The sequence below is a fragment of the Sphingomonas sp. PvP056 genome (assembly GCF_040549155.1).
In the GTDB taxonomy this organism is placed as follows: Bacteria; Pseudomonadota; Alphaproteobacteria; order Sphingomonadales; family Sphingomonadaceae; genus Sphingomonas.
Genome location: NZ_JBEPST010000003.1, coordinates 234,047 through 253,928, shown reverse-complemented (window position 1 = coordinate 253,928; position 19,882 = coordinate 234,047). Strand labels below are relative to the sequence as shown.

General features: G+C 65.0%; 18 protein-coding genes. 12 read left to right on the top strand and 6 right to left on the bottom strand.

Annotation, left to right across the window (positions count from 1 at the left end; all coding sequences use genetic code 11):
- Positions 1 to 19 precede the first annotated feature (19 nt).
- Positions 20 to 1,534 (top strand): glycosyltransferase family 39 protein, encoded by a 1,515-nt coding sequence (locus ABIC17_RS08775; RefSeq protein ID WP_354281024.1) that lies wholly within the window; start codon positions 20 to 22, stop codon positions 1,532 to 1,534.
- A gap of 7 nt (positions 1,535 to 1,541) precedes the next feature.
- Here ABIC17_RS08775 and rnd read toward each other — a convergent pair whose 3' ends face one another.
- Positions 1,542 to 2,717, bottom strand: a complete 1,176-nt coding sequence (gene rnd, locus ABIC17_RS08770) for a ribonuclease D (RefSeq protein WP_354281022.1) — start codon at positions 2,715 to 2,717, stop codon at positions 1,542 to 1,544.
- Between the two features lie 151 nt (positions 2,718 to 2,868).
- On the opposite strand from rnd, the gene aspS reads away from it, so the two are divergent.
- Positions 2,869 to 4,677, top strand: a complete 1,809-nt coding sequence (gene aspS, locus ABIC17_RS08765; protein ID WP_354281020.1) for an aspartate--tRNA ligase — start codon at positions 2,869 to 2,871, stop codon at positions 4,675 to 4,677.
- Positions 4,678 to 4,751: 74 nt separating this feature from the next.
- Entirely contained in the window at positions 4,752 to 5,525 is a 774-nt protein-coding gene (locus ABIC17_RS08760; protein ID WP_354281018.1) for a polyphosphate kinase 2 family protein, read from the top strand.
- Between the two features lie 216 nt (positions 5,526 to 5,741).
- On the opposite strand, the gene ABIC17_RS08755 is transcribed toward ABIC17_RS08760, so the two are convergent.
- Positions 5,742 to 6,194 (bottom strand): hypothetical protein, encoded by a 453-nt coding sequence (locus tag ABIC17_RS08755; protein WP_354281016.1) that lies wholly within the window; start codon positions 6,192 to 6,194, stop codon positions 5,742 to 5,744.
- A 91-nt stretch (positions 6,195 to 6,285) separates the two neighbouring features.
- A complete protein-coding gene (locus ABIC17_RS08750; RefSeq protein ID WP_354281014.1) occupies positions 6,286 to 6,915 on the bottom strand; it encodes a carbonic anhydrase in 630 nt (209 codons plus the stop codon).
- Between the two features lie 65 nt (positions 6,916 to 6,980).
- On the opposite strand from ABIC17_RS08750, the gene lipA reads away from it, so the two are divergent.
- Together lipA and ABIC17_RS08740 are read left to right on the top strand one after the other, a co-directional pair.
- Positions 6,981 to 7,928 carry a lipoyl synthase gene (lipA, locus tag ABIC17_RS08745; protein WP_354281012.1) on the top strand — a complete coding sequence of 316 codons (948 nt, stop codon included), beginning with the start codon at positions 6,981 to 6,983 and terminating at the stop codon, positions 7,926 to 7,928.
- Position 7,929: 1 nt separating this feature from the next.
- A complete protein-coding gene (locus tag ABIC17_RS08740; protein ID WP_354281010.1) occupies positions 7,930 to 8,418 on the top strand; it encodes a type II toxin-antitoxin system RatA family toxin in 489 nt (162 codons plus the stop codon).
- Here ABIC17_RS08740 and ABIC17_RS08735 read toward each other — a convergent pair.
- Genes ABIC17_RS08735 through ABIC17_RS08725 form a run of 3 tightly spaced genes read right to left on the bottom strand, consistent with a single transcriptional unit; the run spans position 8,349 to position 10,578 of the window.
- The gene (locus ABIC17_RS08735) at positions 8,349 to 8,879 is read right to left on the bottom strand and encodes a CinA family protein (RefSeq protein WP_502958433.1); all 531 of its coding nucleotides are present in this window, start codon (positions 8,877 to 8,879) and stop codon (positions 8,349 to 8,351) included. The genes ABIC17_RS08740 and ABIC17_RS08735 overlap by 70 nt on opposite strands.
- A gap of 2 nt (positions 8,880 to 8,881) precedes the next feature.
- Positions 8,882 to 9,415 (bottom strand): hypothetical protein, encoded by a 534-nt coding sequence (locus ABIC17_RS08730; protein WP_354281006.1) that lies wholly within the window; start codon positions 9,413 to 9,415, stop codon positions 8,882 to 8,884.
- A complete protein-coding gene (locus ABIC17_RS08725; RefSeq protein WP_354281004.1) occupies positions 9,412 to 10,578 on the bottom strand; it encodes a bifunctional 2-C-methyl-D-erythritol 4-phosphate cytidylyltransferase/2-C-methyl-D-erythritol 2,4-cyclodiphosphate synthase in 1,167 nt (388 codons plus the stop codon). Before ABIC17_RS08725 ends, ABIC17_RS08730 begins: the two co-directional genes overlap by 4 nt.
- A 114-nt stretch (positions 10,579 to 10,692) precedes the next feature.
- On the opposite strand from ABIC17_RS08725, the gene dusB reads away from it, so the two are divergent.
- From dusB to hflX, 7 genes are all read left to right on the top strand, one after another.
- The gene (gene dusB, locus ABIC17_RS08720) at positions 10,693 to 11,697 is read left to right on the top strand and encodes a tRNA dihydrouridine synthase DusB (RefSeq protein WP_354281002.1); all 1,005 of its coding nucleotides are present in this window, start codon (positions 10,693 to 10,695) and stop codon (positions 11,695 to 11,697) included.
- Complete coding sequence (locus tag ABIC17_RS08715; RefSeq protein ID WP_354281655.1) at positions 11,673 to 12,764, top strand: two-component system sensor histidine kinase NtrB; 1,092 nt, start codon at positions 11,673 to 11,675, stop codon at positions 12,762 to 12,764. The genes dusB and ABIC17_RS08715 overlap by 25 nt, the downstream gene beginning before the upstream one ends.
- Positions 12,761 to 14,188, top strand: a complete 1,428-nt coding sequence (ntrC, locus tag ABIC17_RS08710) for a nitrogen regulation protein NR(I) (RefSeq protein ID WP_354281000.1) — start codon at positions 12,761 to 12,763, stop codon at positions 14,186 to 14,188. Before ABIC17_RS08715 ends, ntrC begins: the two co-directional genes overlap by 4 nt.
- 96 nt (positions 14,189 to 14,284) lie before the next feature.
- Positions 14,285 to 16,522, top strand: coding sequence for a sensor histidine kinase NtrY-like (locus tag ABIC17_RS08705; RefSeq protein ID WP_502958432.1), 2,238 nt, complete (start codon positions 14,285 to 14,287; stop codon positions 16,520 to 16,522).
- Positions 16,523 to 16,525: 3 nt separating this feature from the next.
- The gene (gene ntrX, locus ABIC17_RS08700; RefSeq protein ID WP_354280996.1) at positions 16,526 to 17,899 is read left to right on the top strand and encodes a nitrogen assimilation response regulator NtrX; all 1,374 of its coding nucleotides are present in this window, start codon (positions 16,526 to 16,528) and stop codon (positions 17,897 to 17,899) included.
- A gap of 66 nt (positions 17,900 to 17,965) precedes the next feature.
- Entirely contained in the window at positions 17,966 to 18,493 is a 528-nt protein-coding gene (hfq, locus tag ABIC17_RS08695; RefSeq protein WP_354281654.1) for an RNA chaperone Hfq, read from the top strand.
- Positions 18,494 to 18,502: 9 nt separating this feature from the next.
- On the top strand, positions 18,503 to 19,795 hold the full coding sequence (gene hflX, locus ABIC17_RS08690; protein ID WP_354280994.1) for a GTPase HflX: 1,293 nt from the start codon (positions 18,503 to 18,505) through the stop codon (positions 19,793 to 19,795).
- The last annotated feature ends 87 nt before the right edge of the window (positions 19,796 to 19,882 follow it).

The window sequence follows — 19,882 nt, the reverse complement described above, 5'->3', positions numbered from 1 at the left end:
CTCGCGTCACGGATTTGCGGTGTTCACGGGAATCATGGTGTTCGCCGCGGTCCTGCGGTTTGCGCTCGCCGATTATCCGTTGTGGTTCGACGAATATGCGTCGTTGTTTTTTGCGCACCAGCCGTACGCGCGACTGTGGAGCGACTGGATGGTGCGCGAGACCAATCCGCCGTTATTCTATTCGATCTTGCGGGGATGGATGGACCTGGTCGGTCCGATGGACCGGGTGATCCTGCGCGTCCCGACGATCGTGGCGAGCCTGTTGACGATCGCGGTCGCCTATTTCGGGATGGCCCGGCATTACGGCGAACGCGCCGCCGGGGTCGGGGCGGTGCTACTCGCGGTTTCGGCCCAACAGATTGCTTACGCCCACCAAGTCCGGGGATACAGTTTTCTTGCGCTCGCGCTGACGATCTCGTTCTTCAGCCTGATGCGGATCGTGACCTCAGCTGATCGGGGCGAGCGTGAGCGGATCACGTCGTGGATCGGATATGTCGGCGGTGCGATCGCCGCGATCTATCTGCACGGCACGGGGTTCCTGTGGGTGCCGATCGCAACGCTCGCGGTGATGATCGTCGACCGGCGGTTCGTTCCGTTTGTCGGGCGTGACTGGCTGCGGCTGGCGATGGCGGACCTGGCGATCGTCGCCGGTGCGTTCTGGGCGCTCTACATCGTGTACCAGCAGATGCAGGTTCCTAATCCGAACCTGTCCTGGCTGCATTACGCGGGGATCCGGGGATCACTGAAGCTGTATTGGGCCAGCACCCTGCTGGCGCGGGACCCCTGGGGCATTCAAGCGGTCAGCGCCACATTGTTGCTCGCCGCGGCGCTTTTCGGGATCGTCAGGACGTTCCGGCAGAAGGCCACGCAACTGGCGACGGTCTGCTGGATCGGGGCATTGGGGCTGTTCTTCGTATTCAGTCTGAAGCAGCCGGTGCTGGTCGAAAGGACTTTGGTATGGATTGCCATTCTTCCGGTCACGCTGGCCTGCGCAGGGGTCAGCACGCTTCGTGGGTCACGCGCGTTCCTGATTCTGGCGAGCGTTTTGACGGCTCTTGGGGTCGCCAACCTCGCGGCCACGCGCGCGGACTTTACTATCGAGGATTGGGAGAGCGCGATCGTGCAGGTGTTGAACGATCCGCGGGGCGTGATCGTCGTCAGCGGCGAAGGCGGCGCGGTGATCGCGGATGAGGCCTGCAGGTTTGCCGATCGGCGTGACCACTGCCGTGTGCCAATCCTGGCTTTGTCCGGGCAGACCAACAATGCCTGGGCCAAGGGCTATGCCCCGAAGATTCCGGCAGTAGGGAATGGCCGCCTTGCGCTCGCTCCGACGGCCAACCTCTACCTCATCCAGCGGTACGACGAACAACCGTTGCGCGATCTGCGTGCGGTCGGGCTGTTGAACAACGTCGAGGACAGTGCGGACTTCTTCCTTGGGCCGTTCGGTCCCCCGCTGGTGGCCAACCTCGAACGGATCGCGTGCGTCCGCGACAAGGTTCTTTATCCCGCATGTCCGGGGCCATTGCCCCGGTAACCGCGGTTCAGGTGACGTCTTCGGTGCGCGTCATCTTGAGCTTGCCGCCGACGACCGCAAAGGCGAGCCGTCCCTCGACCAGATCGAGCGCATCCCGGCCGAACTGGTCGAAGCGCCAGCCCTGGAGGATCGACAATCCTTCGCGCTGGCCTGCCGCCAGTGCATCGAGATCGTCTGTCCGCGCGAGCAGGCGGGCGGCGACGTCGATTTCCTTCGAGCGAATCTTGAGCAGCAGCTTGAGGAGATCGGCGACCAGTGCGCCATCCTTGCCGAGACCGGGCTTGCGATCGTCGCGCACGGGCATCTCGTCCGCCGACATCGGTTCGGCATGTTCGATTGCGGTCATCAGGCGCGCGCCGATGTCATTCTGTGCCCAGGTCGCGGAAAGGCCGCGGACCTTGGCGAGATCGGCCTGCTTGCGCGGCGCGTGGCCTGCGAGGTCGGCGATCGTCTCGTCCTTGACGATCCGGCCGCGCGGCAGATCCTTCGCGCGTGCCTCGATCTCGCGCCACCGCGCGAGCGCCTTGAGGCGACCCAGGACATCGGGCTTGCGGCTTGGGATGCGGATGCGCTTCCACGCTTCTTCGGGGTCGTTGGCGTAATTCTTGGGGTCGCCGATCCGCTCCATTTCCTGATCGAGCCACGCACCGCGTCCGGTCTTGCGGAGGCGGTCGAGCATCCTGGGGAAGATTTCGGCAAGATGCGTGACATCGCCGATCGCATATTCGATCTGGCGCGCGTCGAGCGGGCGGCGGCTCCAGTCGGTGAAGCGCGCACCCTTGTCGATCGTCAGGCCAAGCCATGCATCGACAAGGTTGGAATAGCCGATCTGCTCGCCCTGGCCGAGCGCCATCGCCGCGACCTGCGTGTCGAACAGCGGATAGGGGGTCTTGCCGGTGAGGTTGTAGATGATCTCGAGGTCCTGCCCGCCTGCGTGGAAGACCTTCAGCACATCGTCGTTGTTGACCATCAGTTGCAGCAGCGGCGCCAGATCCAGCCCCGGTGCCATCGGGTCGATCGCGGCGGCTTCGTTGGTGTCGGCGATCTGGATCAGGCACAGCTCGGGCCAGAAGGTATTCTCGCGCATGAATTCGGTATCGATGCAAACGAAGTCGGCTTCGGCGAGTCGGGTGCAGAGATTGGCGAGCGTGGCGGTGTCGGTGATGAGCGGATGGATATGCATCACCCCCCCATAGCGACGGTGGTGCGCCTTGACAAAGGTGGGTGGGGGAGGGAAGCGCAAGCCATCCATTTCACCCTTGTGGAGCGGGCGTTGCGCCCGGTCCGCAGCGGCCCCGGCCTGTGCCGGGGTGGCGCACATGAGAAGAAGAACGATGCACGCTTATCGCACGCACACCTGCGCCCAGCTGCGCGCCGCCGACGTCGGCACCTCGGTCAAGCTGTCGGGCTGGGTTCACCGCAAGCGCGACCACGGCAATCTGCTGTTCGTCGATCTGCGCGACCATTACGGGATCACGCAGATCGTCACCGACAGCGACAGCCCGACGCACGCCATGCTCGACAAGGCGCGGCCCGAGTCGGTCGTGACGGTCGTGGGCGACGTCGTCGCGCGTTCGGCCGAGACGGTGAATGCGGGGCTGCCCTCGGGCGAGATCGAGCTGCGCGCGCGCGAAGTGACGGTGCAGTCGTCGGCGCACGAACTGCCGATGCCGGTGTTCGGCGAGAACGAATATCCCGAGGATATCCGCCTGCGCTACCGCTTCCTCGACCTGCGGCGCGAGCGGTTGCACGCCAACATCCTGCTGCGGTCGAACGTGATCGCGTCTTTGCGCAAGCGGATGATCGACCAGGGGTTCACCGAATTCCAGACGCCGATCCTGACCGCCTCGAGCCCTGAGGGCGCGCGCGATTATCTGGTGCCGAGCCGGGTGCATCCGGGCAAGTTCTACGCGCTCCCGCAGGCGCCGCAGATGTTCAAGCAGCTGCTGATGGTCGCCGGGTTCGACCGTTACTTCCAGATCGCGCCGTGCTTCCGTGACGAGGATGCGCGCGCCGACCGGTCGCCGGGTGAATTCTACCAGCTCGATTTCGAAATGAGCTTCGTGACGCAGGACGACGTGTTCGCGGCGATTGAGCCGGTGTTGCACGGCGTGTTCGAGCAGTTCGCCGACTGGCAGGGCAAGGGACGCACCGTCTCGCCGCTGCCGTTCAAGCGGATCCCGTACCGCGAATCGATGCTGAAGTACGGCAACGACAAGCCCGATTTGCGCAACCCGATCGTCATCACCGACGTGTCCGAGCATTTCCGCGGCTCGGGCTTCGGGCGGTTTGCTTCGATGGTCGAGGGCGGTGACGTCGTCCGCGCGCTGGCCGCCCCCAATACGCATGAGAAGAGCCGCAAGTTCTTCGACGAGATGAACAGCTGGGCGCAGAGCGAGGGCTTCCCCGGCCTTGGTTATGCGACGCAAAAGGACGGCGTGTTCGGCGGACCGATCGCCAACAACCACGGCCAGGACGGGATGAAGGCGATCGCCGAGGCGCTTGGGCTTGGCCCGAACGACGGCATCTTCTTCTCGGCGGGCAAGGAAGCGTCGGCGGCCAAGTTGGCGGGCCTCGCGCGCACTCGCGTTGCCGATCAGCTTGGCCTGATCGACGACAAGAAATTCGAATTCTGCTGGATCGTCGATTTCCCGATGTTCGAATATGACGAGGACGCGAAGAAGGTCGACTTCAGCCACAACCCCTTCTCGATGCCGCAGGGCGAGATGGAGGCATTGGAGACGATGGACCCGCTCGATATCCTCGCTTTCCAGTATGACATCGTCTGCAACGGGATCGAGCTGTCGTCGGGTGCGATCCGGAACCACAAGCCCGAGATCATGTACAAGGCGTTCGAGATCGCCGGTTACACGCAGGACGACGTTGACACGAACTTCGCGGGCATGATCAACGCGTTCAAGTGCGGCGCCCCGCCGCACGGCGGGTCCGCACCGGGGGTCGACCGGATCGTGATGCTGCTCGCGGACGAGCCCAACATCCGAGAGGTCATCACCTTCCCGATGACGCAGAAGGCCGAGGATCTGATGATGGGCGCGCCCAACTTCGCGACGCCCAAGCAGCTCAAGGAACTCAACCTCAAGGTCGTCGGCGACGGCGCGAAGGCAGCCGAAGCCGCGGGCTGAGGGGATCGAACCGGGGTGCGGCGAGTATTATGATCGTGGCACCCCCGCCGCCCCATGAAGGAGGCCGAGACCCGATGACGCTGCACCTTGCGGACTATGAAGCCGGGAAGAAATATCACGGCGACTACGGCGACGATCTGGACGCGCTGCAGGAGCGACTCGCGCATGTCCAGGTCGCGCATATCGTCCACAAGAAGCGCGCGATCGTGCTGTTCGAGGGCTGGGACGCCGCGGGCAAGGGCGGGATCATCAAGCGGCTCTGTGCCGAATGGGATCCGCGCAATTTCGAGGTCTGGCCGATCAAGGCGCCGACGCAGGACGAGCTCGACCATCATTTCCTGTGGCGCTTCTGGAAGAAGCTGCCCGCGTGCGGCGACATCGCGGTGTTCGATCGCAGCTGGTACGGGCGCGTGCTGGTCGAGCGCGTCGAGGGGTATGCCAGCAAGCATGAATGGAAACGCGGGTTCGACGAGATCAACGCGTTCGAGCGGCAGCAGGTCGATTCGGGGACCACGATCGTCAAGCTGTTCGTCCATGTGACTCAGGCCGAACAGGACGAGCGGCTGCAAGACCGGCTGGAGTCGCCGTGGAAACGCTGGAAAACCGGGATCGACGATTATCGTAACCGGGATAAGCGCGACGCGTATCTCGATGCGATGCACGACATGTTCAAGCGCACCGATACCAAGGCAGCGCCGTGGACGATCATAGACGGCAACAACAAGAAGGCCGGGCGGATTGCGGCGCTCACCGCCATTGCCGAGGCGCTGGAAGCGAATGTCGACATGACACCGCCTGAACTGGATCCGGAGATCGAGAAGGTCGCGCGCACGGCTTTGGGGATTTAGCGGCGGTTTGGAGCGGACGGCGGCGTCAGTCAGTTTCCAAACTCTGCGCTTCCCCGGCGAAGGCCGGGGCCCAGTAGCGAGGACGAAGGCAACTACGCGCACCGCCAAAACAACTTCTGCTCCTCACCTGGGCCCCGGCCTTCGCCGGGGAAGTGCATAGGCATAAGAAGGGGAAGCGCGGTGAATCGCCTTACTGCGGGCCTGCCGGTCGCCCTCTCAGATCCACAACAACACGATCGGCACCACCGTCCCCAGCGCCAATAGAGCCAGCGATACACGCCGCGATCCCTTGATCGACAAGGCGATCATCACGCCGAGCACGGTCGATACCGCCAAGGCGATAGAAAGCAGCACGACGAAGATTTTCAACGGCAGCGGCGAGGGGCGCTTCGCGTCGCGAGCCGGCCGCGCTTGAGGCTTCTCGCCGACAACCGACGGCCTAACCGCCTTCGGCCGCTCCGCACGCGCCTCGCGCGGCGGCACCTGGTCCTTGTGGACACTGGCCAGCCAGACGATCCAATTCGGCGGCGGGCCGCCATAGCCTTTGGCTTCCTGCAACCGGAAGGTCTGCAATGCGCCGCTGATCGCGAACAGCAGGATCATCGGCGCGAAGAACAGCCCGAGGTAATTATGGTAGCGCCGCAAGGCGCGCAGGGTGTTCGGTCTCATAGCCTGAGGCTACGACCGGAACACCCCACAAGCAACGGGGTGGGGGTCGCGCAAAACGCCACCCCCACGCCCGCCAGTTTCAGGCCCAGTTTCAGGCGGCGTCGAACGCTCCGTCATCATCCATTACGTGCAGTACGCCATCGGCGATCGCGAAATACGCACCGCGCAGATTAAGCGTCCCTGCGGCTTCCGCCTCCTGGACGAATGGGAATGTCCGCAGGTTGGCGATGCTGACCCGGACGGTCTCCAGCTCCATCGCGTGAATGGCGTCCGGGCCGGTGCCGTGTTCCGCAGTGATTCGGTCGCGTGCCTCGCTGAGAATGTCGACCCAATGCGCGATGAACCCGCCTTCACCGGGCTCCTTGCCGCTGAACGCGTCGGTCAGCGACGCGTGCACGCCGCCGCACGATTGGTGGCCCATCACGACGATCTCGGACACCTTGAGCTGCGTCACCGCGAATTCGAGCGCTGCGGACACGCCGTGGCGCGATCCGTCGGTTTCAAACGGGGGGACGAGGTTGGCGACGTTACGCACGACGAAGATTTCGCCGGGCGATGTGTCGAAGACCTGGGCGGGATCGACCCGGCTGTCAGAGCAGGCGATCACCATCACCCTGGGGCTTTGCCCCTTGGACAGTTGGGACCAGCGATCGCGCTGTTCCGCCCAGTCGGTTTCACGGAAGCGGTGATACCCGCCGACGAGTTCTGAGAAGTTAGCCATCCGGCATATTTATCTGAAACATGCAGGGGGTGGCAAGCTGGCACCGCAATCGCTATCTGGCCATTATGAACGAGATCACCCCGCTCGCAGCGCAGCCCGGCATCGATTCACCCGCGCGGCCTCCGCGTGAACGCAAACCCGACTGGATCCGCGTCAAGGCTCCGGGCGGCACTGCCTTTGCCGAGACCAAGGCGCTGATGCGTCGCCTCAACCTTGCCACCGTGTGCGAGGAAGCGGCGTGCCCCAACATCGGTGAGTGCTGGACCAAGAAGCACGCGACGGTGATGATCCTCGGCGACACGTGCACGCGGGCGTGCGCCTTTTGCAACGTCAAGACGGGGATGCCGCGCGCGGTCGATGCGCTCGAACCGCAGCACACCGCGGACGCGGCGGCCGAACTGGGGCTGGAGCATATCGTCATCACGTCGGTCGATCGCGACGATCTACCGGACGGTGGCGCTTCGCAGTTCGTCAAGGTGATCGAGGCGCTCCGTCGCACGACGCCAAACACGACGATCGAGATCCTGACCCCCGATTTCCGCAACAAGACGCAGGCCGCGGTCGAGTCGATCGTTGCGGCGCGGCCCGACGTCTACAACCACAACCTCGAAACGGTGCCGCGGCTCTATCCGACGATCCGCCCGGGCGCGCGTTACTATGCGTCGCTGCGGTTGCTGGAGAGCGTCAAGCGGCACGATCCGTCGATCTTCACCAAGTCGGGCGTGATGCTCGGTCTGGGCGAGGAACGGCTGGAAGTGCATCAGGTGATGGATGACATGCGCTCCGCCGACATCGATTTCCTGACGATGGGGCAGTATCTCCAGCCGACCCCGCGCCACACCAAGGTGATGGATTTCGTCAAGCCGCAAACGTTCGACGCATTCGCTGCGATCGCGCGCGCAAAGGGCTTCCTGCTCGTCGCGAGCTCGCCGCTGACTCGGTCGAGCTATCATGCGGGTGACGACTTTGCCCGACTGCGCGCCGCGCGGGAGCTGAAGCTGGCGCGCGCCTGATATGCCGCGCCATTCCGAAACGCGGCATTTGCCGTACACGCCCGAGCAGATGTTCGACATGGTCGCCGACGTCGGGCGCTATGCCGAATTCCTGCCGTGGGTATCGCAGATCCGCGTGCGTTCGCGCAGCGAGACGCAACTGGTCGCGGACATGATCGTCGGGTTCAAGGGATTGCGCGAGACCTTTACCTCGAAGGTCGAGATGGAGCGCCCCGGGCACATCCACGTCGATTATCTCGACGGGCCGCTCAAGTATCTTCGCAACGACTGGGTGTTTCGCCCCGAACCGAGCGGGTGCGCGGTCGACTTCACGGTCGACTTCGCTTTCAAGAACCGGGTGTTCGAGATGCTCGCGGGGCAGGTGTTCGGCACCGCACTGCGCAAGATGATCGGCGCGTTCGAGGATCGCGCCAAGGTTCTTTACGGTTCCTCAGCGCCCTCGGCTGCGGTCGGCGGCAACAACAGTTCGAGCGCGCAAAGCGCCGCCTGAAGCCGGACACCACCCCGACCGAGATCGCCAAAATCCTTCCGATCGGCGACGACATGGCCCGGATCCGCACCCCGTTCGGCCCGCGCGAAGACGACGGTGCCGACGGGCTTCTTTTCCGATCCGCCACCGGGCCCGGCGACGCCCGTGATCGCGACCGCGACATCGGCGCCGCTGCGATCCAGCGCGCCCTGCGCCATGCTCCACGCAGTCGCGACCGATACCGCCCCGAACGTTTCGATCACGTCGCTGCTGACCCGCAGCATCCCGTTCTTCGCGTCGTTCGAATAGGTCACGAAGCCGCATTCGAACATTTCGGACGATCCGGGAATTTCGGTCAGCGCCGCGGCAACGAGCCCGCCGGTGCAGCTTTCGGCCAGCGCGACGCGACGACCTGCGGCGAGGTTCGCCTCGACCACCTTGCGTGCAGCGTCGACCAGTTCGGGGGGGAGGATGGTGTCCATCGTCATTTTGCGGTCTCGAAGCAGACGGGCAGGTCGATTTTCTCGCCCCGGCGCGTTTTGGCCTGAATCGTCAGCAACAGCATCTGCGCCACGACGTCTGCGGTGTTGCGCGGCGGCAGCGGCGCGAGCGACGTGACGATCCGCTCGATCGAGCCGCAGTCGCGGACGTTGATCGTCTTGGTCACCTGCGCGACGAGCATCGTCGTGAGGATCGGGCGGACAAGTTCGGAATCGAGCATCGCCACGTCGTCCACGCCACCGACTTTGCCGATGATTCGCTTCGCCTGCGGCCAGGCACGGTCGGCCTCGCTGCGGTAGCGGGACAGCATCGTGCTGCCGGTCTGGCGGATCGTGGCGCTTGGCGGAAGGACCGATGCACAGGCGACGCCCGCAGCACCGATCGCCTCGGGCAGGATGACCTGCGCCAGATCGGATACCTCGGACGACGTCAGGCATGCGCCGGTCTGTGGCTGTGCCGCCATGCTGGCCGTGGCAGTGAGCGCCAGCCAGGTCGCCGCGATCGCGCGTTTCATCATGCCGACAGTTCCTCCGGAACTCGTACCGTTGCCGCGGCCTGTGCGGCGATCCCCTCGCCGCGTCCGGTGAAGCCAAGGCGTTCGGTGGTGGTCGCCTTGATACTGACCTGTCCGGGCTTGAGCCGCAACAGGTCGGCGATCCGGTCGCGCATCGCCACGCGGTGCGGGCCGACCTTGGGTTCCTCGCAGATCAGCGTGAGGTCGATGAAATCGATGATGCCGCCGCGATCGGTGATCAGGCTGGCGGCATGTTGCAGGAACTGCGCCGAATCGGCACCACGCCATTGCGGGTCGCTCGGCGGGAAGTGCGTACCGATGTCGCCCGCTGCAATCGTGCCGAGCAGTGCGTCGGTGATCGCGTGCAGCGCGACGTCCGCGTCGCTGTGGCCAGACAACCCCTTGTCGTGCGGGATCAGCACCCCGCCGAGCCACAGTTCCTCGCCGACTTCGAGCCGGTGGACGTCGAAGCCGGTCGCCATGCGGGTGCGCAGCGTCGCTTCGAGGCGCGCATCGGCGGCGGCGAAATCGGCGGGGTGGGTAATCTTCTCGAGCATGGGATCTCCTGGGACCAGCGCCACGGCCCCGCCGGCGGCGCGGACCATCTGGGCATCGTCGGTGGGTTCGTCGCCGCGCCAGCTGCGGTGCGCGGCGAGCACGACGGGGTAGCGGAAGGCTTGCGGGGTCTGGATACGGTGCAACCCGTCGCGCGACACCGTGCCGCCTAGCAGGGTCCCGCTGAGGGCCGTGTCCCGCGCGAGCGTGTCCGCAAGCGGTAGCGCCGGCACGGCACCGTCGCGGGTGTCGAGCGCGGTGAGCAGCGAGTCGATGACCGCGGCGCTGAGGAAGGGGCGGGCGGCGTCGTGGATCAGGACGTGCTCGACGTCTCCGCCCAGCGCCTCGAGCCCGGCCAGCACCGAGCGTCGTCGGGTCGCGCCGCCGGTGACATGTTCGACATCGCCGATCGCGTCCTTCAGCGCGGCTTCCTGCCCTGCGCCGATCACCACCACGACACGGTCGATCGCGGGATGGCGGCGGAGCGCCTCGTAGCTGTGCGCGAGAACCGCGCGTCCGCCGAGCGGCGCATATTGCTTGGGTACGGCGCTTCCCGAGCGCGCGCCGGTCCCGGCGGCGACGATAATGGCGGCGGTCTTGTTCGATGACATGCCGGGCGATTAGCCGATGCCGCGCCGTCCCGCCAGCCTTGCCGCATGGGCGCGTTCCGGCTATGGATTGCCTGTTTTTCAGGCATTCGCCGCTCCCCAACAGATTAGGCTCCCGTGACCCCGCGTTCGCTTCCCCCCTTGCAGATCGGCCCCGTGACGATCGCGTCCCCGGTCATCCTCGCGCCGATGACCGGCGTGACCGACATGCCGTTCCGTACGCTGGTGCGGCGCTACGGGTCGGGGCTGAACGTCACCGAGATGGTCGCGAGCCAGGCCGCGATCCGCGAGACGCGCCAATCGATTCAGAAGGCTGCATGGCATCCGATCGAGGATCCGGTGTCGATGCAGCTCGTCGGCTGCACGCCGTATGAGATGGGCGAGGCGGCCAAGCTGAGCGAGGATCGCGGCGCGGCGATCGTCGACATCAACATGGGCTGCCCGGTGCGCAAGGTGACGAACGGCGACGCGGGGTCGGCGCTGATGCGCGACCTGGATAATGCCGCGGCGATCATCAAGGGCGTGGTCGATGCCGTCACCGTGCCCGTCACGCTCAAGATGCGGATGGGCTGGGACCATTCTAGCCTCAACGCACCCGAGCTCGCCAAGATCGCGCAGGACCTGGGGTGCAAGATGGTCACGGTCCACGGGCGCACGCGCAACCAAATGTACAAGGGCAACGCCGACTGGGGCTTCATCCGTTCGGTCAAGGATGCGGTGTCGATCCCGGTGATCGCAAACGGCGACATCTGCTCGATCGAGGATGCCGAGGCGGCGCTCGAACAGTCGGGGGCGGACGGCGTGATGATCGGGCGGGGGGCGTATGGCCGCCCGTGGCTGCTCGGTCAGGTGGTCGAGTGGTTCGCGCACGGACGGCGCCGTGACGACCCCTCGATCGACGAACAATATACCGTTATTGCAGAGCATTACGATGCGATGCTAACGCATTACGGTAGCGAGACCGGGGTCAATATGGCGCGCAAGCACATCGGTTGGTACACGCGCGGGCTGCATGGATCGGCGGAATTCCGCAATAAGGTCAACCAGATCCCCGACCCCAAGGTGGTGCAGGCGATGCTCGCCGAATTCTATGCCCCCTGGCGCACTCGCGCAGCCGCGTGACCGAACCGGGGGCGGGATCGGGGCCGGACTTCGCCGACCTGTTTGCGGCATTGCCGGTGGCAGTGCTGGTGGTCGATCCCGAGTCGCGGATCGTCCATGCCAACGCCGAGTGCGAGACGATGCTCAACCTGTCCGAGCGCGCGATGCTGGGACAGCCGCTAGCGACCGTGATGCAGGACCCCGGAGCGTTGAATCCGCGCGACAATCATGGACTGTCGGCGTTCGATGCCGAGATCGCGCTGGTTCGCGGCGGCAGCGTCCGGGTCGATTATGTCGAGACGCTGGTTGTCGATCACCCGGGCTGGCGGACGATCACGCTGCATCATGCCGCTGCATCGCGCCGGCTCGGGCATAGCGCGGACCGTGCCGCTGCCGCGCGCGCCGCGATCGGAGCGGCAGCGATGCTGGCGCATGAGATCAAGAACCCGCTGTCCGGCATTCGCGGCGCCGCCCAACTGCTGTCCAAGGGCAAAAGTGCGGGCGAACTGACCACGCTGATCACCACCGAAGTCGACCGCGTCGCGGCGCTGATCGACCGGATGCAGGACTTTACCGACACGCGCCCGCGCAATCTGGTGCCCGAGAACGTCTATCCGCTGCTCGACCATGCACGCCGCGTCGCGCTGGCGGGGTTCGCACAGAATGTGAAGATCGAGGAGCGGTTCGATCCCTCGTTGCCCCCCGCATTGCTCGACCGCGATTCGCTGCTTCAGGTCGTGCTCAACTTGCTCAAGAATGCGAGCGAGGCGATGCAAGGGCAGGAAGATGCAAGGATTACGCTCGCCACCGCCTATCGCCACGGCATGGCGATCGCGCCTGCCGCCGGTCGCCCGCGCCAACCTTTGCCCATCGAGATCTGTGTGATCGACAACGGGCCGGGAGCGCCGCCGGACATCGCGGACCATCTGTTCGACCCGTTCATCTCGGGCAAACCCGAGGGGCAGGGGTTGGGGCTAGCACTGGTCGACAAGCTGGTGCGGGACATGGGCGGGATTGTCCAATATGCGCGTGAAGGAACGCCACCGATGACCGTACTTCGCATCATGCTCCCGCGCGCACCGCAATGACGCAGGCGGGAATGCGGACCGGCAAGATCCTCGTCGTCGATGATGATGCGGCGATCCGGACGGTCGTCGGGCAGGCGCTCAAGCGGGACGGCCACCGCGTCGTCACCGTGGCGACGGTCGCGGAAGCCGAAATGCAACTTGCGGCAAGCCCGCCGGATGTTCTCGTCACGGACGTGGTGCTGCCAGACGGGAACGGCCTGGATCTGGTCGAACGGATCGTAGCGGCGCATCCGGGGCTTCCCGCGATCGTCCTGTCGGCGCAGAACACGCTGACCACCGCGGTCCGGTCGAACGAGGTGGGGGCGTTCGATTATCTGCCCAAGCCGTTCGACCTCGATGCGCTGTCGCAGAGCGTGCAGAGCGCGTTGGCGCGCGGCTCGGGCGGTATGCTCGAACCTACCGAGGCGGAGGACAAGACGCTTCCGCTGATCGGGCGTTCGCCAGCGATGCAGGACGTGTACCGGATCATCGCGCGGGTGGTGTCTAACGATTTGACCGTGCTGGTTTCGGGCGAGTCGGGGACGGGTAAGGAACTGGTCGCGCGCGCCATTCATGACCTGGGGCCGCGCCGACGTTCACCGTTCCTGGCGCTCAACATGGCGGCGATCCCGCGCGAGCTGATTGAGGCGGAATTGTTCGGGCACGAGCGCGGAGCCTTCACGGGTGCCCAAGCGCGCTCGGCCGGGCGGTTCGAGCAGGCCGCGGGGGGAACGCTGTTCCTCGACGAAATCGGCGACATGCCGATGGAAGCGCAGACGCGGTTGCTTCGGGTGCTGCAGTCGGGAGAATTTACCACGGTCGGTGGTGCGCGAACGATCCGCGCGGACGTGCGGATCGTCGCCGCGACCAACCGCGATCTGGCGCAACTGGTCGGGACCGGTCAGTTCCGCGAAGACCTGTTCTACCGGCTCAACGTCGTGCCTGTTACGCTGCCGGCGTTGCGCGCACGACGTCAGGACATCGCTCTGCTGGCGCGTCACTTTCTCGATCGTGCCGTTGAAGATGGATTGCCGCGCAAACAGTTAGCAGCGGATGCCGTGGCCGTACTGGAAGCGTACGACTGGCCGGGCAACGTTCGCGAGCTCGAAAACATGATGCGGCGCATGTCGGTTTTGGCGCGCGACGAGCGGATCGACGGGGCCGAGGTTCGTGGGATGCTTGGCGACGTGGTCCCGCAACGCACGGTAGGCGATACAGGGATCGAAGCCGCCATTCATGCCCGCATCGCGCGTATGGCAACGGAGGAACCCAATGCGCTCGACGATGGGACGTTGTACGACCGAATCATCGCCGAGGTCGAACGCCCGTTGATCAAAGCGTTGCTGATGCGGCATGGCAACAACCAGTTGCGTGCTGCCAAGGCATTGGGCATCAACCGAAACACGCTGCGCAAGCGTTTGGATGTGCTCGGAATCGAGCCTTGATCGCCGAGCAACCTGCGGGGGGCGGGGCGGACAATCGGATGGATCGAGGAAGATTGTGTGTTCTCTCCGCCACAATAGCGTTGTAGCAATGTCACGATGGAAGGCAGTACGCCCCCTTTGACACGTTCTGGAGACGACCAGCCCGAGCCTGTCGGTCGCTCGCCGCTACGCCTCGTCCCGGCGATCGAATTCCTCGTCCTGAGTGCTGCTATCGCGATTGCGATCGCGACCTATTTCGTCATTACCGACGGTGCCTCGTCTCACGCGCTGCTGAGTCCGCCACTCATCGCGCTACTGCTGGTCGCCAACCTGTTGCCCGCGGGTGCGTTGCTCGTGCTGCTGGGTCGGCGAAGCGCAGCGCGCCGAGCGGCGCGGCTGCCGATCGGCGGGCGGGCGCGCCTGCACGGGCAGCTTGTGGGCTTGTTCTCGGTGATTGCAGCGGTGCCGACGCTGTTCGTCGTCGTGTTCGCCTCGCTGTTGTTCCAATATGGCGTGCAATTCTGGTATTCGGATCAGGCCCGTAGCATGATCGAGAATGCGACCGGGGTTGCGCGGACGTCCTATGATCAGATGCTGCGGCGCTGGCAGGACCAGGCGGTGATCGCCGCGGCGGACATTTCCGACGATCTGCAGATCAAGTTGCGTTCGCCTGAATTTCCCAAATATTTCTTTAACCAGATCTACCTGCGCGGCCTATCCGACGGCTTCCTGTTCATTGCCGAGCCCAAGGGTGAGTCGCGCGAAATCGTTCAGGTGAACCCGGACAACCTCGATTTCCGCAAGGAAGTCTCGCAGGCCGAACTTAACCGGCTTCGCGCGGGCGCGCCGAGCGTCACGACCGTCAAGGGCGACCGGATCGAAACGGTCACGCTGGTGCCGGGGACGACCAACGTCTTCCTGCTGACGGTGGCGATCTCCGACCTTCACGTTATGGAGGTGCAATCCAAACGCAGCATCGCCGTGCTGTCGAGCTACCGCGACCTGATTGCCAAATCCCGATCGTTGCAGCTTAAATTCAACGCGGCCTTGCTCGCGATGTCCTTATTCATCATCGCCATTGCGGTGTGGATCGCACTGGAGGTCGCGGACAGGCTGGTCCGACCCGTCGGCGAACTCGTGGCGGCGGCGCACAAGGTGGCGACAGGCGATCTGACTGCCCGCGTTCCCGAAACCAAGGTGCAGGACGAACTCGGTACGCTTGGCACGGCGTTCAATCAGATGACCGAACGGCTACAGGCGCAGACGGGTGCGCTCGAAAGCCGTCGTGCGCTGATCGAGGCGGTGATGTCGGGCGTGACGGCTGGGGTGATCTCGATCTCTCCCGACGGTGTTGTCCGCCTGATCAACCGATCCGCGATGTCGCTGCTCGACAGTGCCGACGACACGCCGGTTGGAAAGCCACTGAGCCGCGTCTCGCCCGAACTTGCGGCGCTGATCGAACGCGACGATCGCGATGCGATCGTGGAATTGGGGCAGGGCAATGAGATGCGGACGCTTGCTGTCAAGATCACGCGCGCCGCCGAAGGGCCGATCCTGACATTTGACGATATCACCGGGCAATTGCTCGATCAGCGGCGCGCCGCCTGGTCCGACGTTGCGCGCCGGATTGCGCATGAGATCAAGAACCCGCTGACTCCGATCCAGCTCGCTGCCGAGCGGCTGCAGCGGCGGTACGGGAAACAAATCGACCCGGAAGACACCACTTTCGCACGTTTGACAGACACAATTGTGCGGCAAGTAGGCGATTTGCGCCGCATGGTAGACGAGTTTTCGTCGTTTGCGCGCATGCCGAAACCTGTCTTCCGCGAGGAATCGCTGGTCGAGCTCGCGCGGCAGACGCTGTTCCTTCATGAGGTCGCGCATCCCGGCATCGCGTTCACCCTGGACGCGCCCGAACTCACGCCGATCCTGATATGCGATCGCCGCCAGATCAGTCAGGCGCTGACCAACATCGTCAAGAATGCGGTCGAGGCGGTCGAAGCCAATCCCGGTGCGCACGAAGCGCGGATCGTGATGACGATCGAGCCAAGCGACGGCAAGATCATGCTGACGGTCGCGGATACCGGCGTCGGTTTGCCAGCGGCGCGTGACCGGATCGTCGAGCCCTATGTCACGACGCGCGCGCGTGGCACCGGGCTGGGGCTCGCGATCGTCAAGAAGATCGTCGAGGAACATTGCGGCACGATCAGCTTCGCCGACCGACCCGGCGGCGGGACGATCGTCGTGCTGTGCTTCGATACCGAACAGCTTGCCAAGCTCGATGGCGGTGAAGACCCCGCCGCTATGTCCAACAGCGCGCCTGCCGCGCCAGTCCTCGCACAGAACCGGACCTGAACCATGCCTCTCGATATTCTAGTCGTCGATGACGAACGCGACATTCGTGACCTGGTCGCCGGGGTCCTCGAGGACGAAGGCTATGACGCGCGCGTCGCCGGGGACAGCGATTCCGCGCTCGAGGCAATTTCGGTGCGGCGACCGTCGCTGGTGCTGCTCGACGTGTGGCTGCACGGGTCACGGCTCGACGGGCTCGAACTGCTCGACGAGATCAAGCGGCGCGATCCGTCGATCCCGGTGCTGATGATTTCGGGGCACGGCAATCTCGATACCGCGGTCGCCGCGATCCGGCGCGGGGCGGCCGACTTCATCGAGAAGCCGTTCGAGGCAGAACGCCTGCTGTTGATGGTCGCGCGCGCGACCGAGACCGAGCGATTGCGCGCGGAAGTCGCAAGCCTGCGTGCGAGCGTCGGGCGCGACAACGACCTCACCGGCAGCTCGACCGCGATCAACGGTGTGCGCGCGACCTTGAAGCGTGTCGCGTCGACCGGCAGCCGCGTGCTGATCATGGGCGGGGCGGGCGTCGGCAAGGAAGTCGCCGCGCGATTGCTCCACGGCTGGAGCCAGCGTGCGACCGCGCCGTTCGTCGTGGTCAGCGCCGCGCGGATGACACCCGAGCGCGGCGAGGAAGAACTGTTCGGCGTCGAGGAGGGCGGGCAATTGGTCCGCTCGGGGCTGCTGGAACAGGCGCATGGCGGGACGCTGTTCCTCGACGAGATCGCGGATATGCCGATGGCGACGCAGGGGCGGATCCTGCGCGTACTTACCGAGCAGGCGTTCAACCGCGTCGGCGGGCAGCGCGTGGTGAAGGTCGACGTCCGCGTCGTCTCGGCGACCGCGCGCGACCTGACGCACGAGATCGAACAGGGGCGCTTCCGCGAGGACCTTTATTACCGGCTTAACGTCGTCCCCGTCGCGATCCCCGGCCTGTCCGAACGGCGTGAGGACATTCCCGTGCTGATCGATCATTTCATGGCGCATTATGCGTCCGAGCGCCGCGTCGCGACACCGCAGGTCGCGCCCGACGCGATGGTCGCGCTGCAATCGTACGAATGGCCCGGCAACGTCCGCCAGTTGCGCAACATCGTCGAGCGGACGATCATCATGGCACCGGGCGACCGGCTCGCGCGGATCGACGTCGACATGCTGCCGCCCGATATTTTGGGCGATCCGGGCGAGATGGGGAGCGGGGCGACTGCGATCATGGGTGCCCCCCTGCGCGAGGCACGCGAGAGCTTCGAGCGGGAGTATCTGCGGGTGCAGATCCGCCGGTTCTCGGGCAATATCTCGCGCACCGCGAACTTCATCGGGATGGAGCGGTCCGCTTTGCACCGCAAACTCAAGCTGCTCGGCATCACCGAAGTTCGCGAGGACTAGTGGACGAACGCCGACCGCATCCCTAAATTAGCGAGACGTGACTATCCGACGCCGGGCACCGGCGCGCTGCGGAAAAACCCGCCAAGAACAAAGGATCGACCGATGGCCGACAAACAAACTTCGCTGCAAGACCTCTTCCTGAATGCGCTTCGCCGCACCAAGACCCCGATCACGATGTTCCTGGTCAAAGGCGTGAAGCTGCAGGGAATCGTGACCTGGTTCGACAATTTCTCGGTGCTGTTGCGCCGCGACGGCCAGTCGCAGCTGATCTACAAACATGCGATCTCGACGATCATGCCCGCGAATACGATCGACATCGACGCGATCGTCAATGCGATCGGCGAGGCACAGCGCAAGCAGCCGCTTTTGCAGGAGATCTTCCTCAACGCGGTGCGGAAGTCCGAGGACAATGTGACCATGTTCCTGGTCAACGGCGTGATGCTCCAGGGGCAGATCGCGGCGTTCGACCTGTTCTGCATGATGCTCCAGCGCGATGGCATGGCGCAGCTTGTCTACAAGCACGCGGTGTCGACGATCCAGCCGGCGCATCCCTTGAACCTCGCTGATGAAACAGCGGGTTCCGACGAAGATTGAGGACCGTTTTTGACCACAGGATTTGAACGCGACCGGGACGACGTCGCGCGGGGTGCCAAGGCCGTTGTCGTGTACCCCGATACGGGGGCATCCTCGCGTGATGCGGACGCCCGGCTGGCGGAGACCGCCGGGCTGGCGATGGCGATCCACGTCGAAGTGGTCGACCGGGTCGCGGTCAAGGTCCGCGCGTTGCAACCCTCGACGCTGATCGGCAAGGGGCAGCTCGAGTCGCTCGCCGCGACCGTGCAGATGGCGGAGGCGGAGCTCGTCGTGTTCGACGCGAGCCTGACGCCGGTACAGCAGCGCAATCTCGAAAAGGCGCTGTCGGCCAAGGTGATCGACCGGACCGGGCTGATCCTCGAGATCTTCGGCGAGCGTGCCGCGACCGCCGAGGGGCGGTTGCAGGTCGAACTTGCGCATCTTGATTATCAGGCCGGGCGGCTCGTGCGGAGCTGGACTCACTTGGAACGCCAGCGTGGCGGCTTCGGCTTCCTCGGTGGTCCGGGCGAAACCCAGATCGAAGCGGATCGCCGCTTGATCCGCGACCGGATGGCGCGGTTGAAGAAGGAACTGGAGCAGGTCTCGCGGACCCGCGGGTTGCATCGCGACCGGCGCCAACGTGCGCCGTGGCCGGTGATCGCGCTGGTCGGCTATACCAATGCGGGCAAGTCGACGCTGTTCAACCGCATGACGGGCGCGGACGTGATGGCGGAGGATCTGCTGTTCGCGACGCTCGACCCGACGCTGCGCCAGATCGCGCTGCCCGGGATCGACAAGGCGATCCTGTCCGACACGGTCGGGTTCGTCTCCGAACTGCCGACGCAGCTCGTCGCGGCGTTCAAGGCGACGCTCGAGGAAGTGGTATCGGCGGATCTGCTGATCCACGTCCGCGACATCGCGCATCCCGACAGCATCGCGCAGAAGGACGATGTCGAAGCGGTGCTGCGCGACATCGGGGTCGATGCGTCGGTCCCGCGGATCGAGGCGTGGAACAAGCTCGACTTGCTCGACGAAGACGAGCGGACCGAAATGTTGGGCGAAGCCGAGCGGCGCGAGGATGTCGTGGCTTTGTCTGCGCTTACCGGGGACGGGGTTGCGGGCTTGCTCGATACGGTTGCTGCGTTGCTGACGGTTACGCATCGGCGCTATGTCATCACGCTCGATGCGGCGGATGGCGCGGCGGCGGCATGGCTGCACGCGCACGGCGAGGTTTCGAGTCAGGAGATCGACGGCGACACCGCGGTGTACGAAGTGCGCATGGCGGAGCGGGATTACGAGCGGTTCTGCCAGCGCGGGGAGTGATCTTGCGGGAGCATCCCGACAAGAAATTGCTTCCCCGGCGAAGGCCGGGGCCCAGTAGCGCAGGCGGGAGTGGAAGGCGCTGCGCTA